Origin of the sequence: Sorangium sp. So ce385 (genome assembly GCF_051474135.1) — a bacterium.
Classification (GTDB): Bacteria; Myxococcota_A; Polyangia; order Polyangiales; family Polyangiaceae; genus Sorangium; species Sorangium cellulosum_D.
Genome location: NZ_CP150337.1, coordinates 8,894,168 through 8,911,081, shown reverse-complemented (window position 1 = coordinate 8,911,081; position 16,914 = coordinate 8,894,168). Strand labels below are relative to the sequence as shown.

The 16,914-nt window shown below is 70.9% G+C and carries 10 protein-coding genes and 1 pseudogene; 8 read left to right on the top strand and 3 right to left on the bottom strand.

Features of this window, described 5'->3' with window-relative positions:
* Positions 1 to 641 precede the first annotated feature (641 nt).
* From WME83_RS32365 to WME83_RS32350, 4 genes and pseudogenes are all read left to right on the top strand, one after another.
* Positions 642 to 2,399, top strand: a complete 1,758-nt coding sequence (locus WME83_RS32365; protein ID WP_437313568.1) for a DUF1592 domain-containing protein — start codon at positions 642 to 644, stop codon at positions 2,397 to 2,399.
* Between the two features lie 110 nt (positions 2,400 to 2,509).
* On the top strand, positions 2,510 to 4,006 hold the full coding sequence (locus WME83_RS32360; protein ID WP_437313567.1) for a DUF1552 domain-containing protein: 1,497 nt from the start codon (positions 2,510 to 2,512) through the stop codon (positions 4,004 to 4,006).
* A 413-nt stretch (positions 4,007 to 4,419) separates the two neighbouring features.
* On the top strand, positions 4,420 to 5,811 hold the full coding sequence (locus WME83_RS32355; protein WP_437313566.1) for a hypothetical protein: 1,392 nt from the start codon (positions 4,420 to 4,422) through the stop codon (positions 5,809 to 5,811).
* Positions 5,812 to 5,847: 36 nt separating this feature from the next.
* A pseudogene (locus tag WME83_RS32350) lies at positions 5,848 to 5,925 on the top strand (hypothetical protein); the annotation flags it as partial.
* A gap of 223 nt (positions 5,926 to 6,148) precedes the next feature.
* On the opposite strand, the gene WME83_RS32345 reads toward WME83_RS32350, so the two are convergent.
* Together WME83_RS32345 and WME83_RS32340 are read right to left on the bottom strand one after the other, a co-directional pair.
* The gene (locus WME83_RS32345) at positions 6,149 to 8,374 is read right to left on the bottom strand and encodes a hypothetical protein (protein ID WP_437313565.1); all 2,226 of its coding nucleotides are present in this window, start codon (positions 8,372 to 8,374) and stop codon (positions 6,149 to 6,151) included.
* Positions 8,375 to 8,519: 145 nt separating this feature from the next.
* Positions 8,520 to 9,389 carry a glycine zipper family protein gene (locus tag WME83_RS32340; RefSeq protein WP_437313564.1) on the bottom strand — a complete coding sequence of 290 codons (870 nt, stop codon included), beginning with the start codon at positions 9,387 to 9,389 and terminating at the stop codon, positions 8,520 to 8,522.
* An 833-nt stretch (positions 9,390 to 10,222) separates the two neighbouring features.
* Here WME83_RS32340 and WME83_RS32335 point away from each other — a divergent pair.
* The 3 genes from WME83_RS32335 to WME83_RS32325 are packed head-to-tail and all read left to right on the top strand — an operon-like array spanning position 10,223 to position 14,115.
* Positions 10,223 to 11,674, top strand: coding sequence for a serine/threonine-protein kinase (locus WME83_RS32335; protein WP_437313563.1), 1,452 nt, complete (start codon positions 10,223 to 10,225; stop codon positions 11,672 to 11,674).
* 58 nt (positions 11,675 to 11,732) lie between these two features.
* Positions 11,733 to 12,776 (top strand): hypothetical protein, encoded by a 1,044-nt coding sequence (locus WME83_RS32330; RefSeq protein ID WP_437313562.1) that lies wholly within the window; start codon positions 11,733 to 11,735, stop codon positions 12,774 to 12,776.
* A 10-nt stretch (positions 12,777 to 12,786) separates the two neighbouring features.
* The gene (locus WME83_RS32325) at positions 12,787 to 14,115 is read left to right on the top strand and encodes a hypothetical protein (protein WP_437313561.1); all 1,329 of its coding nucleotides are present in this window, start codon (positions 12,787 to 12,789) and stop codon (positions 14,113 to 14,115) included.
* A gap of 903 nt (positions 14,116 to 15,018) precedes the next feature.
* Here WME83_RS32325 and WME83_RS32320 read toward each other — a convergent pair.
* On the bottom strand, positions 15,019 to 15,447 hold the full coding sequence (locus WME83_RS32320) for a BON domain-containing protein (RefSeq protein ID WP_437313560.1): 429 nt from the start codon (positions 15,445 to 15,447) through the stop codon (positions 15,019 to 15,021).
* Positions 15,448 to 15,585: 138 nt separating this feature from the next.
* Between WME83_RS32320 and WME83_RS32315 the strand changes: the two genes are divergently transcribed.
* Complete coding sequence (locus tag WME83_RS32315) at positions 15,586 to 16,887, top strand: hypothetical protein (protein WP_437313559.1); 1,302 nt, start codon at positions 15,586 to 15,588, stop codon at positions 16,885 to 16,887.
* Positions 16,888 to 16,914 lie beyond the last annotated feature (27 nt).

Here is a 16,914-nt window from a genome sequence, read left to right as displayed (position 1 = left end):
GAGGCCGGTATCGCACCTCGCCGCATTGCGCAGCGTCACCCCGCTGGCCGCGTGGACGCGCCGCGTTCCTCGGGCGGCGGGGCGCCAGCGGCAGTTTGACGCACGCGGGGCCGAACGGCGCGTCGCCGGCGCCTGCCCAGCTCGACCGGCTCTCCGGGGTCGCGCCGGATCGTCCACGACGCCAAGGGTGGTCGGGTCCTGACCTCTCTTCAGCGGCAAGGCGCGCGGCGCGTCCTGCCCAACTCCGCGGGTCGAACCTCATCGGCGCGGGCGACCGCCTCCACAACGTCGGTGTCTCCGCGCGCCACCACGGCTCCGGGACGCTCGCGCGGCGTGCGCTCGCGCAAACCCGCTGTCGGCCGAGCGTGACCCGGGTCCGTCGGGAGCGCTCCGTCGCGATTCATCACGCCGTGAAGCTCTCCTCAGGCCATTTCAGCAGCACGAGCGAGCCGCGGGTCCCCTGGACCGAGGCGCGTCCGGACGCCGCCCTTTACAACGTTTTGCCCAAGGGGATTTCGGCGCGGAAAACAAACTTGCGCCATAACGAAAATGCGAGAAAAGGAGTGATCTGCAGCCCATGACAAGGCATTCTATGTCTGGGCGATGGCCGATGTAAGCGCCCCCCGGACGAGGTGAGTGCTATGTTCACGTGGGCGAGGCGATTCATCGTTCCTGCGCTGTTCACGACGAGCTGCGCGGCGATGCTCGGTTGCATCGCGAACATCGGCGGCCTGGATGACGAAGAGGAGAGCAGCGGGCCTGGCGCCGGGCCTGGCAGCGGGCCTGGCGCCGCCGGCGGCACCGGCGGCACCGGCGGGAGCGGCGGGGCGGGCGCCGGCCCCGGCGTCGAGCCGACGGTGTGCGTGCCGGGCGTCCCGCGGACGTCGGCGCTGCCGCGCCTGACCAAGGCGCAGTACGACAACACGGTTCGCGATCTGGTCGGCATCGACAGCCAGCCTTCGTCGATGCTGGCGCCGGACGGCGTCGGGAGCGTCGATCAGCGCGCGTGGGACGGGTACAAAACTGCGGCAGAGACGGTGGCGGCGGCGGTGATGGCGGACTCGGGCGCGCGCGCCAAGACCATCCCCTGCACCCCGGAGGGCGACGGCACCGCGTGCGCGCACCAGCTCATCGATACGCTGGGACGGCGCGCCTTCCGGCGCCCGCTCACCGACGAGGAGAGGGGGCGCTTTCAGGCCCTCTATGCCCGCCGCGCGGAGCTCACGGAGACCGGCTCGTTCGAGGAGGGCGCCCAGCTGCTCATCGAAGGGTTCCTGGTCTCACCCTCCTTCCTGATGCGCGCGGAGATCAACGAGACGCCCGACGGCGAGTACTTCGCGCTGAACAGCCACGAAGTGGCGTCGCGCCTCTCGTACCTGCTGTGGGGGAGCATGCCGGACGACGAGCTGTTCGCCGCCGCGGACGCCGACGCGCTGCTCACGCCGGAGCAGATCCTCGCGCAGGCGCGGCGCATGCTGGCGGATCCCAAGAGCCGCGGCATGGTCAAGGCCTTCCACGAGCACTACCTGCACATGGGCCCTGGCACCCGCTGGTCGAACATCCAGCGCGATCCGGCCGCCTTCCCGGACTTCGACGCTTCGATGGTCCCCCTCTTGTCGGAGGAGACCGAGCGCTTCATCGAGCACGTGGTCTTCGACCAGGCCGGGACGTTCCAGGAGCTCGTCACCACGCCGGTCGGCTTCGTCAACGCCTCCCTGGCGCCGCTCTACGGCCTGGATCCCGCGCAGTTCAACGGCGCGGAGCTCGTGCCGGTCGAGCTCGACCCGACGCAGCGCTCGGGGCTCTTCACGCGCCTCGGCTTTCTGGTGTCGCACTCGGGGTACGACCGAACGTCGCCCATCCTGCGCGGCGCGTTCCTGCAGAAGGAGGTCCTGTGCGCGGACATCCCGCCGCCGCCGCCGATGGTGGAGGGCACGCCGCTGCCCACGGACGAAAGCCTCACGACCAACCGCGCTCGCGTCGACGCCCAGACGTCGCCCGACGCGTGCAAGTTCTGCCATCACACGTACATCAACCCGACGGGCTTCGCGCTCGAGGCGTACGACGCCGTGGGGGCCTACCAGCAGACGGAGTCGTTCTCGGGCGCGCCCATCGACACGCGGGTGAGCGTCGACATGGGCGAGAGCGTCGTGGAGCTCGACGGCCCGGTGGCGCTCTCCGAGGCCATCGCGAGCTCGCCGGAAGCGCAGAAATGCTACGTGAGAAAGTGGGTCTCGTTCGCCTACGAGCGCGAGGTCAACAGCGAAGACGCCTGCACCGTGGACGAGCTGACCGCCAAGCTCACCCAGGGCGGCTACACCGTGCTCGACCTGATCGCGGACCTCACACAGAGTCAATCGTTCCGAGTTCGTGCACTACAGACGGAGGTGGCGCCGTGAACCGAAGGCTATTCCTACGCGGAATTGGTGGCGCAGCGCTCGCGGTCCCCTTCTTGAATTCGCTCGTCCGCTCTGCGCGAGCGCAGGAGGTCCCGTCGCCGCGGCGCCTGGTGATCTTCTACACCAACAACGGTTGCCTGACGAACCGCTGGTTCCCGACGATCGAGAACGGGTCCGGGAGCGTCACCGCGGCGTCCCTGGAGGCGGTGCAGGCGGACGGGAAGCCCCGGACCCTCGCGCCGCTCGCCCCCTTCGCGTCGAAGCTGCTCTTCCCGCGCGGGCTCGCGATGCCCCTGAACGGCTTCAACAACAAGGTGGACGGGGTGGTGCATTTCGATCCCCACGATCAGGGCATGGGCAGCAAGCTGACCTGCGCCCCGCTCGATCCCGCCGGGGAGCACTGGGCGCTGTCGCACTCGCTCGACCACGAGATCGCGCAGCGCTTCAACCAGGGCACCAACAAGTCCCCGCTCGTGCTCTCCGTCGGCAACGCGTTCACGAACGTCAAGGGCATCGTGTCGTACTCGGCGTCGAAGACGCCGTACGCTCCGGTGACCAACGCTCGCACGGTGTACAGCAGCCTGACCGGGCTCTTCACGAGCGGCGCCGAGACCGAGGCGGATCATCGCGTGGCGCGCGGCGAGAGCATCATCGATCTGGTGAGCGCCGACCTGAACGCCTTCAAGGCCCGCAAGATGAGCGGCCCCGATCGGAGGAAGGTCGACGACTGGCTCTCGCTGCTCCGCGAGACGGAGCAGCAGGTCGTCCCCTCGGCCTGCACCGAGGAGGCCGCGGTCGCGCTCGGCGTCACGGACGCCGCGCTCACCGAGGCGGGCTATCCTGCCCGCGGCGGCGGCTTCCCCAACAGCGAGAAGGTGTACACGCTGGGCAGCGAGATGATGATCCGCCTCATCGCCCTCACGATGATGTGCGACAGCAACCGATCCATCGTGCTCCAGTGGCCGGGCTACGTGACGTTCAATTGGGATGGCATCGCCCACACCCACGATCATCACGGGCTCTCGCACCGGAACGGGAGCGCCGCCACCGGCGGCCAGTGCGTGAGCGGCGTCCTCGAGCAGATCCACGAGATCGACCGCTGGTACGCGGGCCGCTTTGCCAGGCTGGTCAAGACCATCGACAGCATCGAGGAGGGGGACGGCACCATGCTCGACAACTCCGCGGTCATGTGGCTGCCGGAGCTCGCCGACGGCAACGCGCACAACAACAACAACCTGCCCATCGTGATCGCCGGGAGCGCCGGCGGCTACCTCAAGCAGGGCGTCTCGGTGAACCTCGCGGGCGGGAACCTCGCGGTGGGCAACAGCGAGGCCAGCTGCGCGACCGGCGCGGAGGGCGAGGACAACAGCGGCAACACCGGCTCGTCGGGCGGGACCGTCCCGTTGAACAAGCTCTACACGACCTTGATCAACGCGCTCGGCGCCGGGATGCCCGACTGGGAACCGGTCGATCGCTTCGGCGTGTCGGATGCGGTCTCGGCGGGCTTCGGCGGCAGCGCTCCGTCGTTCACCACGGACGGCGCAGGCAAGGTCGTCGACGGGCCCGGGATCAGCAATCCGGGGGAGCTCGACGCCATCAAGGCGTGAGGCGAGGGGGGCCCTCGCGGCGCCGCTCGGGCGCGCGGGCCTCGCGTGGCGAGCTCAGCAGGACCGGGCTCCCGCGCCTCCTGGGTCGGCGCCGCGGGCACCCGCGCGAGGCCCTGCTTCTCCTCGCCGACGGCGGCGGCGTTCCTCGTCTCGAGCGCCACGCGCGCCTCGGCAGGCCCCTGCTTCTCCAGATCTCCGCGGCGCGCACGTTTTCGTCGGGGCCTCGGGTCTCGTCGGGAACTATTCTGCGCCCCCCGTGGTCGCCTTCCGTCTCCGGACATGCCGCACCGATCGTAGGCTGCCCTACGATTCTTCGTCGGCTGCTCCGGCCCAGCCGGCGCGCCGCTGCGCGATGAGGCCATCACGACCCCGACGGCGCGTCTGCGCGGCGGACGCTGTTGAGAAGGAGTTTCATGCGAAAGTCGATGTCGTTCGTGCTCACGTCGCTGGCGTTCCTGCCGGCGCTGCTCCTGGGTTGCTCCGGCGAGGAGGCGCCGGGCTCGGCGGGGACGTCGCCGACATTCCACCGCGACGTCGAGCCGCTCTTGCAGAAGCACTGCATGAGCTGCCATTCCCCGGGGAACATCGCCCCGTTCGGGCTCACGACGTACGAGGAAGCGCGCGCGGTGGCGGGCCTGATGGCGCACGCGACGCGGGAGCGCACGATGCCGCCGTGGGGGGCGGAGGAGACCGACGAGTGCCAGCCCCCGTACGGCTGGAAGGATGATCTCCGGCTGAGCGAGGCCGAGATCGCCGTCCTCGAGGCGTGGTCTGCGGCGGGCAGCCCCGAGGGGGATCCTGCCGACGCCCCGCCGCCGTTCGTCCCCGGCGCCGGCGGGCTCAGGGGCGTCGAGCTGGAGGTCGCGCCGGAGGAGCCGTTCGTCGCGAGCGGCGATGCCGACCAGTTCCGGTGTTTCGTGATGGACCCTGGTCTCACGGAGACGCGTTACATCAACGGCGTGCACATCGTCCCTGGCAACAGCAAGGTGGTGCACCACGCGCTCGTGTTCCTCGACCGGGAGGGCGCGGCGGACGAGCTCGCGGACGAGCACGGGGGATACGATTGCTTCGGCGGCCCCGGCTTCTCGGGCGAGCTCGTGGCGGCGTGGGCGCCGGGGGGCGTCCCGCTGGAGTTCGAGCCGAACATCGGCGCCGAGCTCCCGGCCGGCGCGCGGCTGGTGATGCAGGTGCATTACCACCCGGCGGGGACGACCGCGGACCCGGACACGACGCGCCTCCAGATGCGCTTCACGAAGGGGGTGCCGGAGTACGCGATGGGGGTCGCGCTGATCGGCAACTTCGAGTCGTCGGAGGAGGGGAACGGCGGCCTCTTGCCCGGGTCGAACGACGCGAACGGCGTCGAGTTCTTGATCCCGGCCGGCGCGGAGGATCACGTCGAGACCATGCAGTTCCGGATGCCCGAGTCGGTGTCTGCCGCGGAGATGTACCTCTATGGCGCCGGAACCCACATGCACTATGTGGGAACGGACATGAAGGTCACCCTGGAGCACACGCGGGGCGATCCCGACAACGCTGACAAGCTGTGCCTCGTGCAGACGCCGAGGTGGGATTTCTCGTGGCAGCGCGGGTTTCTCTACGACGCGCCCATCGAGGAGCTCCCGCGCATCCACGGGGGCGATCTGCTCACGATGCGCTGCACGTACAACAACTCGAACAGCAATCCGTTCCTCGTGAAGGCGCTCCAGGAGCAGAACATGCCTGGCCCGGTGGACGTTCGCCTCGGCGAGAGCACGCTCGACGAGATGTGCCTCGCCGCCCTGACCTACGTGACCAAGAGACAATAACCCGCGCGAGCTCCGCCCCTCGCGAGCGCGGAACCTCCGTCTTCCGTCCTCCGTCTCCCCTCTTCCGTCTTCCGTCTCCCCTCTTCCGTCTTCCGTCTTCCGTCTTCCGTCTTCCCTCCTCGTGCGCGTGCGCGTGCGCGTGCGCGTTCCCGTGCTCGCTCCGGTCCGTGCACGAACGAGCACGAACACGCGCACGCGCACGCGCACGCGCACGAAGACGAGCACGGGGGACGGGAGACGGAAGAGGGGAGACGGGAGACGGGAGACGGGAGACGAGAGACCGGGACGCCACACGTAACCCACGCGACGCCGAGCGCCGCGTCGGCCTCGGCTCCCCTCAGGTCCGCGGGGGCCGTTGCGCCAGCTGATCGAGCCCCAGCTCCCGCGCCTTCTGCGCCAGCGCCTCGATCTTCTTCTTCCCGTCCGCGTCCGCGCTCGGCAAGAGCGACGTCAGCATCCCCGACAGCGTGCCGTCCGCGGACCTCGCGAGCGGCGAGGGGTGCGCGACGAGCTGCTTCAGGTCCTCGGGCAGGCTCGCGTTGCCGTTCAGGTAGTCGCCGACCAGCGCGCGCACCGTCGCGCTCTGGTCGACCATCCCGTCGACCGACTGGCCGAGCGTGACCGCCTTGACGAACCGATCGAAGAACGCCCCGTCCCCGCCCACGATGTTGATCTTCGCGTGCTCGAACGCGCCCCGCAGGACCTCCGCCTGCGCCCGCGCGATCTCGGCGCGGATGCGCAGCGACTCGAGCTCCACCGCCCGCTCCTTCTCGAGCCGCAGGCGGAACTCCTCGTGCTCCCTGCCGACCCCGTCGAGCGCCTTCATGGCCGCGGCCTTCTCCGCCGTGCCGGCCGCCTCGGCCAGGAGCCGCTGCTTGATCGCGGTCGCCTCCGCCAGGCCCGTCTTCTCGAGCGCCAGCGCCTCCGCCTCGCGCGTCCTCGCGGCCGCGAGCCCCTTCTGCTCGATGCCCGCGGCCTCGGCGAGCAGCCGCTCCCGCGCGACGAGCGCCTCGGCCCGCCCCTGCTTCTCGATCGCCTGCGCCTCCGCCTCCTTCACGAGCACCCGCGCGAGGCCCTGCTTCTCCTCGCCGACCGCGGCGGCGTTCATCTTCTCGAGCGCCACGCGCGCCTCGGCGAACCCCTGCTTCTCGATCGCCTGCGCGTCGGCCTCCTTCACCCGGATGCGCGCCAGCCCCTCGGCCGCCGACTCGGCCTGCACGCCCTCGGCCAGGCGGATCTTCGCGCGCGCCGCCTTGTCGCTCGCCTCGAGCTCGGCGTCCGCGATGACGAGCTTCTCGCGCGCCCGGAACTTCGCCGCCTCCTCGCTCGCCTCGGCCCCCTTGATCTGCTTGACGAGCTGCTCCTGCGCCTCCGCCTCGGCGTTGATGCGCGTCACGTCCTTGAGGCGCGTCGCCTCGGCCACGGCGCGCACGTCCTTGATCCGCTCCTCCTCCTCGGCCACCGTCTTCTCGACCGCGATCCGCGCCCGGACCACGTCGGCGATGTCCTTCTTCTGGAGCTCGATCTCCTTCTCGCGGGCGATCTTCTGGAGCGACACGTCGCGCTCGCGGCTCACGATCTCGAGCTCCCGCGCCTTCGAGACGCGCTCGGTCTCGACCGCGACCTCGCGCTCCTTGTTCTTCTGGGCGACCTGGACGCCGCGCTCCTTCGCCTCGCGGGCGACGAACGCCTCCTCGTCGTTCTTCTCCTGGAGGAGCACCGTCTTCTTGCGCTCGTCGCTCGTGATGCGGGCGGCCTCGTTCTGCTCGCGCGCCTGCGCCACCGCGATCTCCTTCGCCTTCTTCGCCTCGGCCTCGGCCCGGCGCTGCTCGAAGCGGAAGATCGCCTCGTCGGAGTTCAGGTTCTGGCTGCCGATCTCCATCCGCTCCTTCTGGCGGAGCTCGTTCGTCAGCACGTTCTGCGCGACCGTGAGCTCGGTGATCTTCCGGATGCCCTCGGCATCCATGATGTTGTCCTTGTCGAGCAGCTCGATGGGCGTCTGCTCCAGGTAGTCGATCGCCGCGTCCGCGAGCACGAACCCGCTCAGATCCTTGCCGATGACGTCGATGATGTCGTCCTTGAACTTCTGCCGCTCCTTGTAGAGGTCCTCGAAGTTCAGGCGCTTGCCCACGGTCTTGAGCGCCTCGGAGAACTTCGCGGCGAACAGCTGCTCGAGCGTCTCCGGGTTCGAGGCGCGGGCGCAGCCGATGGTCCGCGCGACCGTGCGCACGTCGTCCTGCGTCTTGTTCACCTGCACGAAGAAGGTGACCTTGATGTCCGCGCGGATGTTGTCCTTGCAGATGAGCCCCTCCTTGCCGCGCCGGTCGATCTCGATCGTCTTGACCGAGATATCCATGTACTCGGCGCGGTGGATGATCGGCAGGACGAGGGTCCCGGTGAAGGTGACGATGGGGTCCTGGCCTCGTGTGTTGATGATCAGCGCCTTGCCCTGATCCACCTGGCGGTAGAACTTGGCGTACATGACCAGCATCCCGAGGGCGACGAAGGCGAGGACACCGACGAGGACGAGGATGAGGGGGACGGTCACAGTGGGCACGCGCATCTCCTTCGCGGTTCGGCGGAGGGGAGGGCGCTGATCCTCGCGCCAGCGAGGAGCGACGCCCGGGCCCGCTCCGAGCCGGGTCGGGGGCCGCACGATGCCCCCTCGGGGGAGAGCGTACACGAAACCAGCAGCGCGAAAGCGGCGTTCAGCCGCCGCGCCGGTGCTCGTTCCTGGCGCGCGCCGCGGGGATGGCCTCGTCGTCGGCCCCGTCCGGGGGAGCTTCCACGCGGGACGCAAGCCGCTCGGCGAGGGGCGGGGGTGGGCCCAGCAGGCCGTCGAGCGGCTCGACGCCGAAGACCTCGCCGTCGGGGTCCCAGCTCACGAGCAGCGCGCGGTCGCCTCGGCGGAGGGCGCCGGGCGTGTCGCACCGGACGTCGAGGATGTGGCTCGCGCCGCCCTCGTCGATCACGGCCTGGCCGAAGCGCTCGTCGACGCGCCCGGTGGAGACGACGCACACGCGGCCCACGAGGTCCTTCTTCGACGTCGCGTGCCGGGTCACGAAGAGCGGCGCGAGGGGCCGCACCGCGAGCGAGGTCAGCAGCACGGCGACGACGAGCGACCCGGCGAGCGCGGTGACGCCGAGCGCCCAGCGGGGCAGCCCGGCGCCGGCCCAGAGCGGCGCGGCGAGCATCGTCGACAGGGCGCTCGTGAACCAGCCGAACGCCGCGATCAGCGTGAGCGTCACGGTCGCCGGCACGCGGTGGAGCTCCAGGGCGACGAGCAGCGCGCCGACGCCGTGCGCGCCGTCGGCGCCTTCGAGCGAGCCCTTGGCGGTGCCTTCGAGCGAGCCCTTGGCGGCGCCCTCGAGCGCGCCCTTGGCGGCGCCTTCGAGCGCGCCCTTGGCGGCGCCCTCGAGCCCGCCGAGGTCGGGCGTCGCATCGCCGTGGGCGCCGCCGAGCAGGTCGAGGTCGAGCGCGCCCAGGACGACGAAGAGCCAGTAGATGAGCGCGAGCGCGAGCAGGACCGTGAAGATCACGGCGGGGAACGCGAGCGAAGCGGCGAGCACCTCGGCCATAGGAAGACGCGGGCAGGGCGCAGGCGCAGGCGGAGGGGAGACGACGCGCGATGCGGCGCCCGCGACCGGCGCCCCTGATTGGATCACAGGGAGGGGAGGGATGGGGTCAAATTCGGCCGGCCGGGATGCCGCCGAAAACGCTTGACACGGCCGGACCGGCGCCCGTGGCGAGTCGCCCGGATCCGGGAGCGCTCGGCGGCGAGCTGGATCCGGCTGGCCCAGATGACGCGCTGGGCGAGCTTGCCGGCGAAGAGCAGGTGCGATCGCAGAGCGACTCGACCTCTCGGAGGAGCTCGGTCTAGAGCGCCTATCAGCATGAAACGCCCGCTGCGCGAGCCGCGCGTCTATGAAGCCTTGTTGATCCTGGATGACCTGGCGGTGGCTGCCTTGGTTGCCATGGTCGGGATATGCCTCCTTGTCGGGACCAGCGCCCCTCGGAACGAGGGGCCGGAGGATCGGCGAGGAGATCGACGGGTGAAGGCACGAGCCCGGGGAGAGCACATCTCGCTCACGTCGCTAGGGAAATATCGGGCTTGAGGGTGGAGAGAGGCAGCGAGCTCGACGAGCTCGAGACGATCGAGGTCGCAATCGAGACGAAGCACGTTTGTGGGAGCCGCGCCGATCGCTCCGCCCCGGAGGGCGCCATCGCCGAGAAGAGCGAGGCCGTTGTGCGCCATGTCCCACATCGGGGACGCTCCTGCGGCCCGCGGCATCCGCTTCCCCGGTTCCCCGGGCATGCGGGGGTTGCCAGGGAGTTTCAGGGCGGCGGCGGGCGCGCGAGGCCATCAAGCGGCGCTTGACCTCGCGGAGCCGCTGAGACCACATGGGGAGCCATGCGCACCGTCCCGGTCCAGCCCGGCGACATCCTGGCGGGCAAGTACCGCGTGGAGCGCCTGCTCGGCACGGGGAGCATGGGGGTCGTCGTCGCGGCGGTCCACGTCGAGCTCGACCAGCGCGTCGCCGTCAAGTTCATGCGCTCGGCCCACGACGTCGCCGCCGGCGCGCGCGCGCGCTTCCTGCGCGAGGCGCGCGCGGCGGTGCGGCTGCGCAGCCAGCACGTCGCCCGCGTGTTCGACGTCGGCACCCTCGAGGGCGGGGCGCCGTACATCGTCATGGAGTTCCTCGAAGGGCGCGATCTCGCCGCGTTGCTCAGGGAGCGCGGGTCGCTCTCGCTCGACGACGCCGTGGAGTACGTCCTCCAGACGTGCGAGGCCGTCGGCGAGGCCCACGCCGCCGGGATCGTGCACCGCGACCTGAAGCCGGCGAACCTCTTCGTCACGCACGACGTCAGCGGCTCGCCGTGCGTCAAGGTCCTCGACTTCGGCATCTCGAAGATCAGCGGCGCGGACCTCGCCCTCACCGACGACGACCAGACGCTCGGCTCCCCCTACTACATGTCGCCCGAGCAGATGATCTCGTCGAAGGACGTCGACGCGCGCAGCGACCTCTGGGCGCTCGGCGTCCTCCTGTACGAGCTCATCGCCGGGCAGACGCCGTTTCACGCGGACAGCTTGCCGGAGTTCTACGGGCGCATCCTCGCAGCCCGGCCGACGCCGCTCCGCGAGCGCCGGAGCGACGTGCCCCCGGAGCTCGACGCCGCAATCCAGCGGTGCTTGACGCACGATCGCGAGCAGCGCTGGAGCGACGTGGCAGCGTTCGCCCGCGCCCTCGCGCCTCACGCGCCCGCGCGAGCGCGGGGCTATCCGGAGCGGGTCTCGCGCGTGCTCGCCACGCAGCGGCTGTCTTTGTCGGGATCCACGGCCGAGCCGGGGGCGCGCCGCATGGAGCCGCCTCCGCCGCCGGCCAGCGCCGAGGCCGCCAAGGAGACCGCGCCGCTCCCGCCGAACGCCGTGGAGGAGACGGCGCACACCCTGTCCCCGCCGCGCAGCACCTCGTCGTCGTACGAGCTGCTGGGGGCGAAGCCGCGCCGCCGGGCGCTCCTCCTCTTCGCCGGCGCCCTCGTCGCGGGCGCTGCGCTCGCGGCGCTCGTCGGGGGGAGGCAGGAGGGGGCGCCTCCCCCCGCTCCGACAGGCTCGCCGGCGGCCGCCTTGGGGGCGCCGGACGCGGCCCCGCCGGCGCCCGATGCGCCCCAGGCTCCCCCCTCCACGAGCGCCTCTCACGGCGCGAGCGCGACGGCGCAGGCGGAGCCCACCTCGCCTTCGGCGACGGCGACGGCGAAGGCCACGCGGAAGGCGACGAAGCCCCTCGTGCGGGCGAAGCCCCCGGCCGAGGGCCCTCGCGCCCCGAAGCCTGAGCCGACGTTTTCGTACGATGAGCGGCGCTGACACCGGGACAAGGGCGAGGGGGGCCGATATCCTCCGGGCGGTGCGTGGCCCAGGCCCGATGCGTGTGAAGCGCAGCGTCATCGCCGTCAGTGCGCTGGTCCTCTCGTTATCGCTCGCGCCGCGCGCCCTCGCGGACCCGACCGCCGAGGACCGGGCGGCCGCCGACGTGCTCTTCCGCGAGGGGCGCGCGCTCATCAAGCAGGGCAGGTACGCCCCCGGGTGCTCGAAGCTCGTCGCCAGCCAGAAGCTGGATCCGATGGCCGGGACGCTGCTCGCCCTGGCGGATTGCTACGAGCTCAATGGGGAGACGGCGAGCGCCTGGGCGACCTTCAACGACGCCGAGGCGATGGCGCGCAAAGCGGGCGATCCGCGGCGCTCGAAGGAAGCGGCGCGGCGGGCGGGGCTCCTCGAGCCGCAGCTCTCGCGGCTCGTCATCGAGGTGGCGCCGGAGGCGCGGATCGAGGGGCTCGAGGTGCGGCGCAACACGAAGCTGCTCGACGCCGCGCTGTTCGGCTCGGCGATCCCGGTCGATCCGGGCGAGCATACGATCGAGGCGGCGGCGCCCGGCAAGAAGGCATGGAGCGCGAAGGTGCTGATCGCGCCGAAGGCAGGGCAGAGCACGGTCCGCGTCCCTCGGCTCGAGGACGCGCCCCCGCCGGAAGCGGCCACCGCGCCCGCGCCGGAGCGGCCCTCGCGCGCGCGTGCGGCCACGAGCGCCGCGCCCGCGGCGAGCTCGTGGAGCGCGCAGAAGACCGTGGGGCTCGTGCTGGGCGGGGTGAGCTTGGCCGGGATCGCGGTAGGCGCCGTGTTCGGCGTCGATACGCTCTTGAAGGTCGGTGAAGCGCGCAGCCAGCACGGGTGCACCGACGACGACCCTCCCCGTTGTGACGCCGAGGGGATCGAGCTCCATCGAGCCGCCAATACGACCGCCAACATCTCCAACGTGGCGTTCGCGGCGGGAGGCGCGGCGCTCATCGCGGGCGTGGTCGTGTTCCTGACCGCGCCCTCGAGCGAGGCCGCGCCGAAGGCGGCGCTGGAGGTGCGCCTTCAGCCCGCGGTCGGGGTGGGAACGGCGGGGATGTCGTTGCGAGGTAGTTTTTGAGATGCGAGAGATGCGACCATGGAAGCTCGTCATCGCCGGGGGCGCTCTGCTCGTCGGGGGCTGCCAGCTCGTCGCGGGCGTGCGCACCGACGCGGAGCTGAACCAAGAGGGGAGCGGCGGCCAAGGGTGCAGCGTTCCTTCCGACTGCCCGGGCGGCGTCTGTCAGGACGGCGTCTGCAAGCCGGCCGAGGCGACGTGCGTGCTGGACCTCGACCCGTTCGACATCCTCACGTCCGAAGACCTCGGAGGCCATGAGGTCGACGCCTCCTCGCTCGTGCTGGCGAGCGGCCCCGGTCGCGTCTTCGTCTCGGTGATCGACAAGGCGGCGAGCCGGCTCGTGATCGGGACGGTGCACGAGCTCCGGGACCCTGTCGGATCCAAGGCGGATTTCCCGCTCGCCGACGGAGCGGCCTTCGTCACCGGCCGCGAGTCGGGAGGGCAAGTGACCCTGCTGGGCAGGATGGGGTCCGACATCGGGCAGCTCGTCTTTCCCACGACCGCCGGCGGCGTCTCGCCCGAGGGGACGTTCCAGCGGTTCCCCGCGCTCGCCCCGGAGTGCTCGAGCCCCAGCGTCGCCGCGTCGATGGCGTTCGCCCGAGCGGGCGATGAGATCTTTTACGCCGCGACCTGCGAGGCGCCGGGCGGCTCGACGCGATCGCTCGTCGTCGGCGGGTCGGCCGCGCCTGCGCCGACCCTGGTGGCCCAGGGCCCGCGTACCGACGCCTCGCTCAACGTGCGCTTCTACACGGTCACGAGCGGCCGGCATCTGCTCTTGCTGGACGACGGCGCGACCGGGGAAGCGTTCTTCAGGACGGGCGCCGCCGCCGCCGATCTCGGCGTGGCGCGCCAGATCCAGTTCAGCCCATCTCCTGAAGAGGTGGAGTCTTTCTTCGGAGCGTTCCCGCTGCCCGAGGGCGATGGGGTCACGCTCTTGATCGCGCACATCGTTCCGCCGCCGAGGCTCGCCGTCTCGGCGGAGGTAGGCGTCGTGAGGGACTTCTCGTCGCTCGCCGAGGTCCCCCCGCCCGGCTTTACCCCTGTCTTCGAGCTCCAGAACGTGAGCCAGTACAACCCCCCGGGCCCGCCCATGAGCGACGGCGAAAACGTGTATGTGACGCTGGTGCCGCACCCTGGGAAGACCGTGAATCTGGGCTGGTTCACGCGGACGGGTGAGTCCTTGCTCCCGCAGGAGCATGTCTTCTCCCTCCCGGACGGCAGCAGCGCGCAGATCCTCGGCTCGACCGTCGCGCAGCTCGGCACCAAGCTGCTCGTCGCCTGGATCGAGCAACACGACGGCGCGACCTCCGTGCGCGGCCAGCGGCTTATCTGCACGCTGTGACAAGCGCCGACGCGCTGCGCGCAGCACGTCGGCCCACGCTCGCCCCTTGCGTGTTTATTGGCTATTTATTTGCAACTGGCGACGCATCTGCCGTAGGCCTCGTTGCATCCGCTCCAGCATCGTTGACGAGCCTCTTTTTCTGTCTCAGGTATCTCGCGACATTTGGATTCGCACGTCGACGCATCTTGGTCGCACTTTTCTCTGCATTTGTTGCCGATCGGGCTCGTCGGCGACGACAGGGACCGCACGACCGCGCTCCCGGATTCGCCTCCGGCGAGATCGGCTCTCTCTCGCTCGGACTCGGCTTCGTCCAGGGGCGCGTGTTCGTCGACGACAGCAGGTTCCTCGCCAAGAGGCAAGTGCTCGCCCACGTCGTAGCTGCACGCGATGAGACCGACGAATAGTAAGGCACAAGCTCTGTTCATTCTGACTCTCCTCGGATTCTCCAGACGGGTCCAGGGATAACCAGCGCAAGCTTGGGCTCGGTTCCGATCTGGATCTCGCCCGGCGCCTGCAGCGTTCCCGCATCTGGGCGGCGGCGTCAACCCCGGGCAGACGCCGCCCCGCGCCCGGCATCGTCGAGCCCGGCGAGAGCCGCAAGGGGTCGCGCCCATGGCAATGGCCGGGCGCTCACGATTGAACGAGCGCGCTGCCGCGCGCGCCGCGGTTTTACCCGACGCTGGTTCGTGCCGTGCTGCGCTGGCTGGCGAGGCTGGATCCCGATGGCTCAGCAGCCGGCGCAGGACTACCGCTCTTTATGCCCTGGAAGCGACGGAGAAAGTCCATCGGCGCGTCACACGACGCTAGGAGGATTCCTGGAGCCAGGGAAATCTCCACGTGTGGAGCTGGGCTTCAGGTGCGCAGGAGCCCGGCCACCGCTGGCCGGACTCCTGGCGGGCGGAGCTACGAGGCGTTCCGGCGCGACTCGTTGTTCTTCGTCTCCGACGTCGACGTGGCGCCGATCGAGGTCGCGCTGCCGGACGTGCCCGCGGCGGCGCCGGTCGTGCCCGTCGTCGAGCGCTCGCTCGACGACAGCCCGCCCGTCTTCGCCTCGCCCTGCTGCTGCTGCTCGCGGTACAGCCGGATCTCGTTCCGCACGTCGGTCACGCCCGAGATCCGCTCCGCGAGCGTCTCGAGCTGGTGCTTGAAGCGGCGCTCGCGGACGGTGCCGGTGAGGACGACCTCGCCGTTCTGCACCTTCACCTCGACGTCGCTCGCGTCGAGATCCGGGTGATCGGAGATCTGGTCGCAGATGTCCTCCCGGATTCGCTCGTCGGAGCGCTTGTATCCCTTGGGCGGACGACCGCGCGAACCCCCGACGTCTCCGCCCACGGTGCTGAGGAAGCTCCGGCCGCCGGAGCCCTGTCCGCCGGACTGGTAGCCTTGCCGGCCGGACTGGTAGCCCTGCCCGCCGGACTGGTAGCCCTGCCCGCCGGACTGGTAGCCCTGCCCGCCGGACTGGTAAGGGGAATGGCCCTGATCGCGGTAGCGGGGCTCCTGGCCCTCGTACCCGCGCCGCTCGCTCCAGCCGCGCTCGTCGTCGGCCCACTGCCGGAGGCCGCCCCGGGCTCCGTAACCTTCGTGCTGGCCGCCGCCGAAGCCTCCCTGACCACCGAAGCCGCCCTGGCTGCCACCAGATCCACCCTGGCTACCGAATCCACCCTGGCCGCCGCCGAGACCGCCCTGGCCGCCATAGCCGCCCTGGCTGCCGCCGAATCCGGCCTGACCGCCATAGCCGCCCTGGCCGCCGCCGAAGCCGCCTTGGCCGCCGCCATAGCCGCCCTGGCCGCCGCCGAATCCAGCCTGGCCGCCGAAGCGCCCCTGATCGCCGTGGCCGCCCCGGCCGCCGCCGAAGTCGCGATCGCCGCCGACGTGGCCCTGACCGCCGTGGTAGCCATGGCCGCCCTGGCTGCCTCCGAATCCGCTCTGGCCGCCGCCGTAGCCGCCGAGTCCACCCTGGCCACCGAAGCTGCCCTGGCCGCCACCGTAGCCGCCCTGGCCGCCGCCGAATCCGCCCTGGCCGCCGCCGTAACCGCCTTGGCCGCCGCCGAAGCCGCCTTGGCCGCCGTAGCCGCTCTGGCCGCCGCCGAAGTGACCTTGGCCGCCGTAACCGCCCTGGCCGCCGCCGAAGCCGCCCTGGCCGCCACCGAAGCCGCCCTGGCCGCCGCCGTAGCCACGCCTGGAGCCAAGATCGTCGCGACCTCCTCGCTGGAAGTCATCGCGGTAGCCGCCCGACGCCTGGCGCTGGCCTCCAGCGTCCTCGCGCTGGGACCAGCCGCGATCCTGCCGGCCCTCCCAGCCGCGCTCGCCGCCGTAGCCGCGCTCGCCGCCGTAGCCGCGCTCGCCGCCGTAGCCGCGCTCACCCTCGTGACCGCGGCCGCCGAACTCCCGCTGATCCCATCCGCCGCGGAAGTCCTCCTGGCCGCCTCGGGCATGGCGCTGATCGTCTCGCTGGACGATTTGCTCGTAATTGCCACGATGCCCGTAGCTAGCATCGCCAGAGGCTCCACGCTCGCCTCGATACCCCTCATCGCCTCGCTGCCCCTGGTGTCGCCCAAACCTCTCCTCGTCGCGCCCCCGGCCGTCGTTATGTTCCTCGTCGATCCATCCCTGACGATTCGGCATGACTCCTCCGCCTTTCTTGCGACACGAGCGACACGGCAGCGAAACCGCGTCGCCCCTTTCGTGGTCCAGTCGACGCTCGAGGGCACGAGGGGCAACCGTGATCGGGCCGCCCGCTCGGGCGCGCCTGTCCGTCGCCGCGTGACCTGAAGAACCGAGGCCTCCATGCCCCAGCGC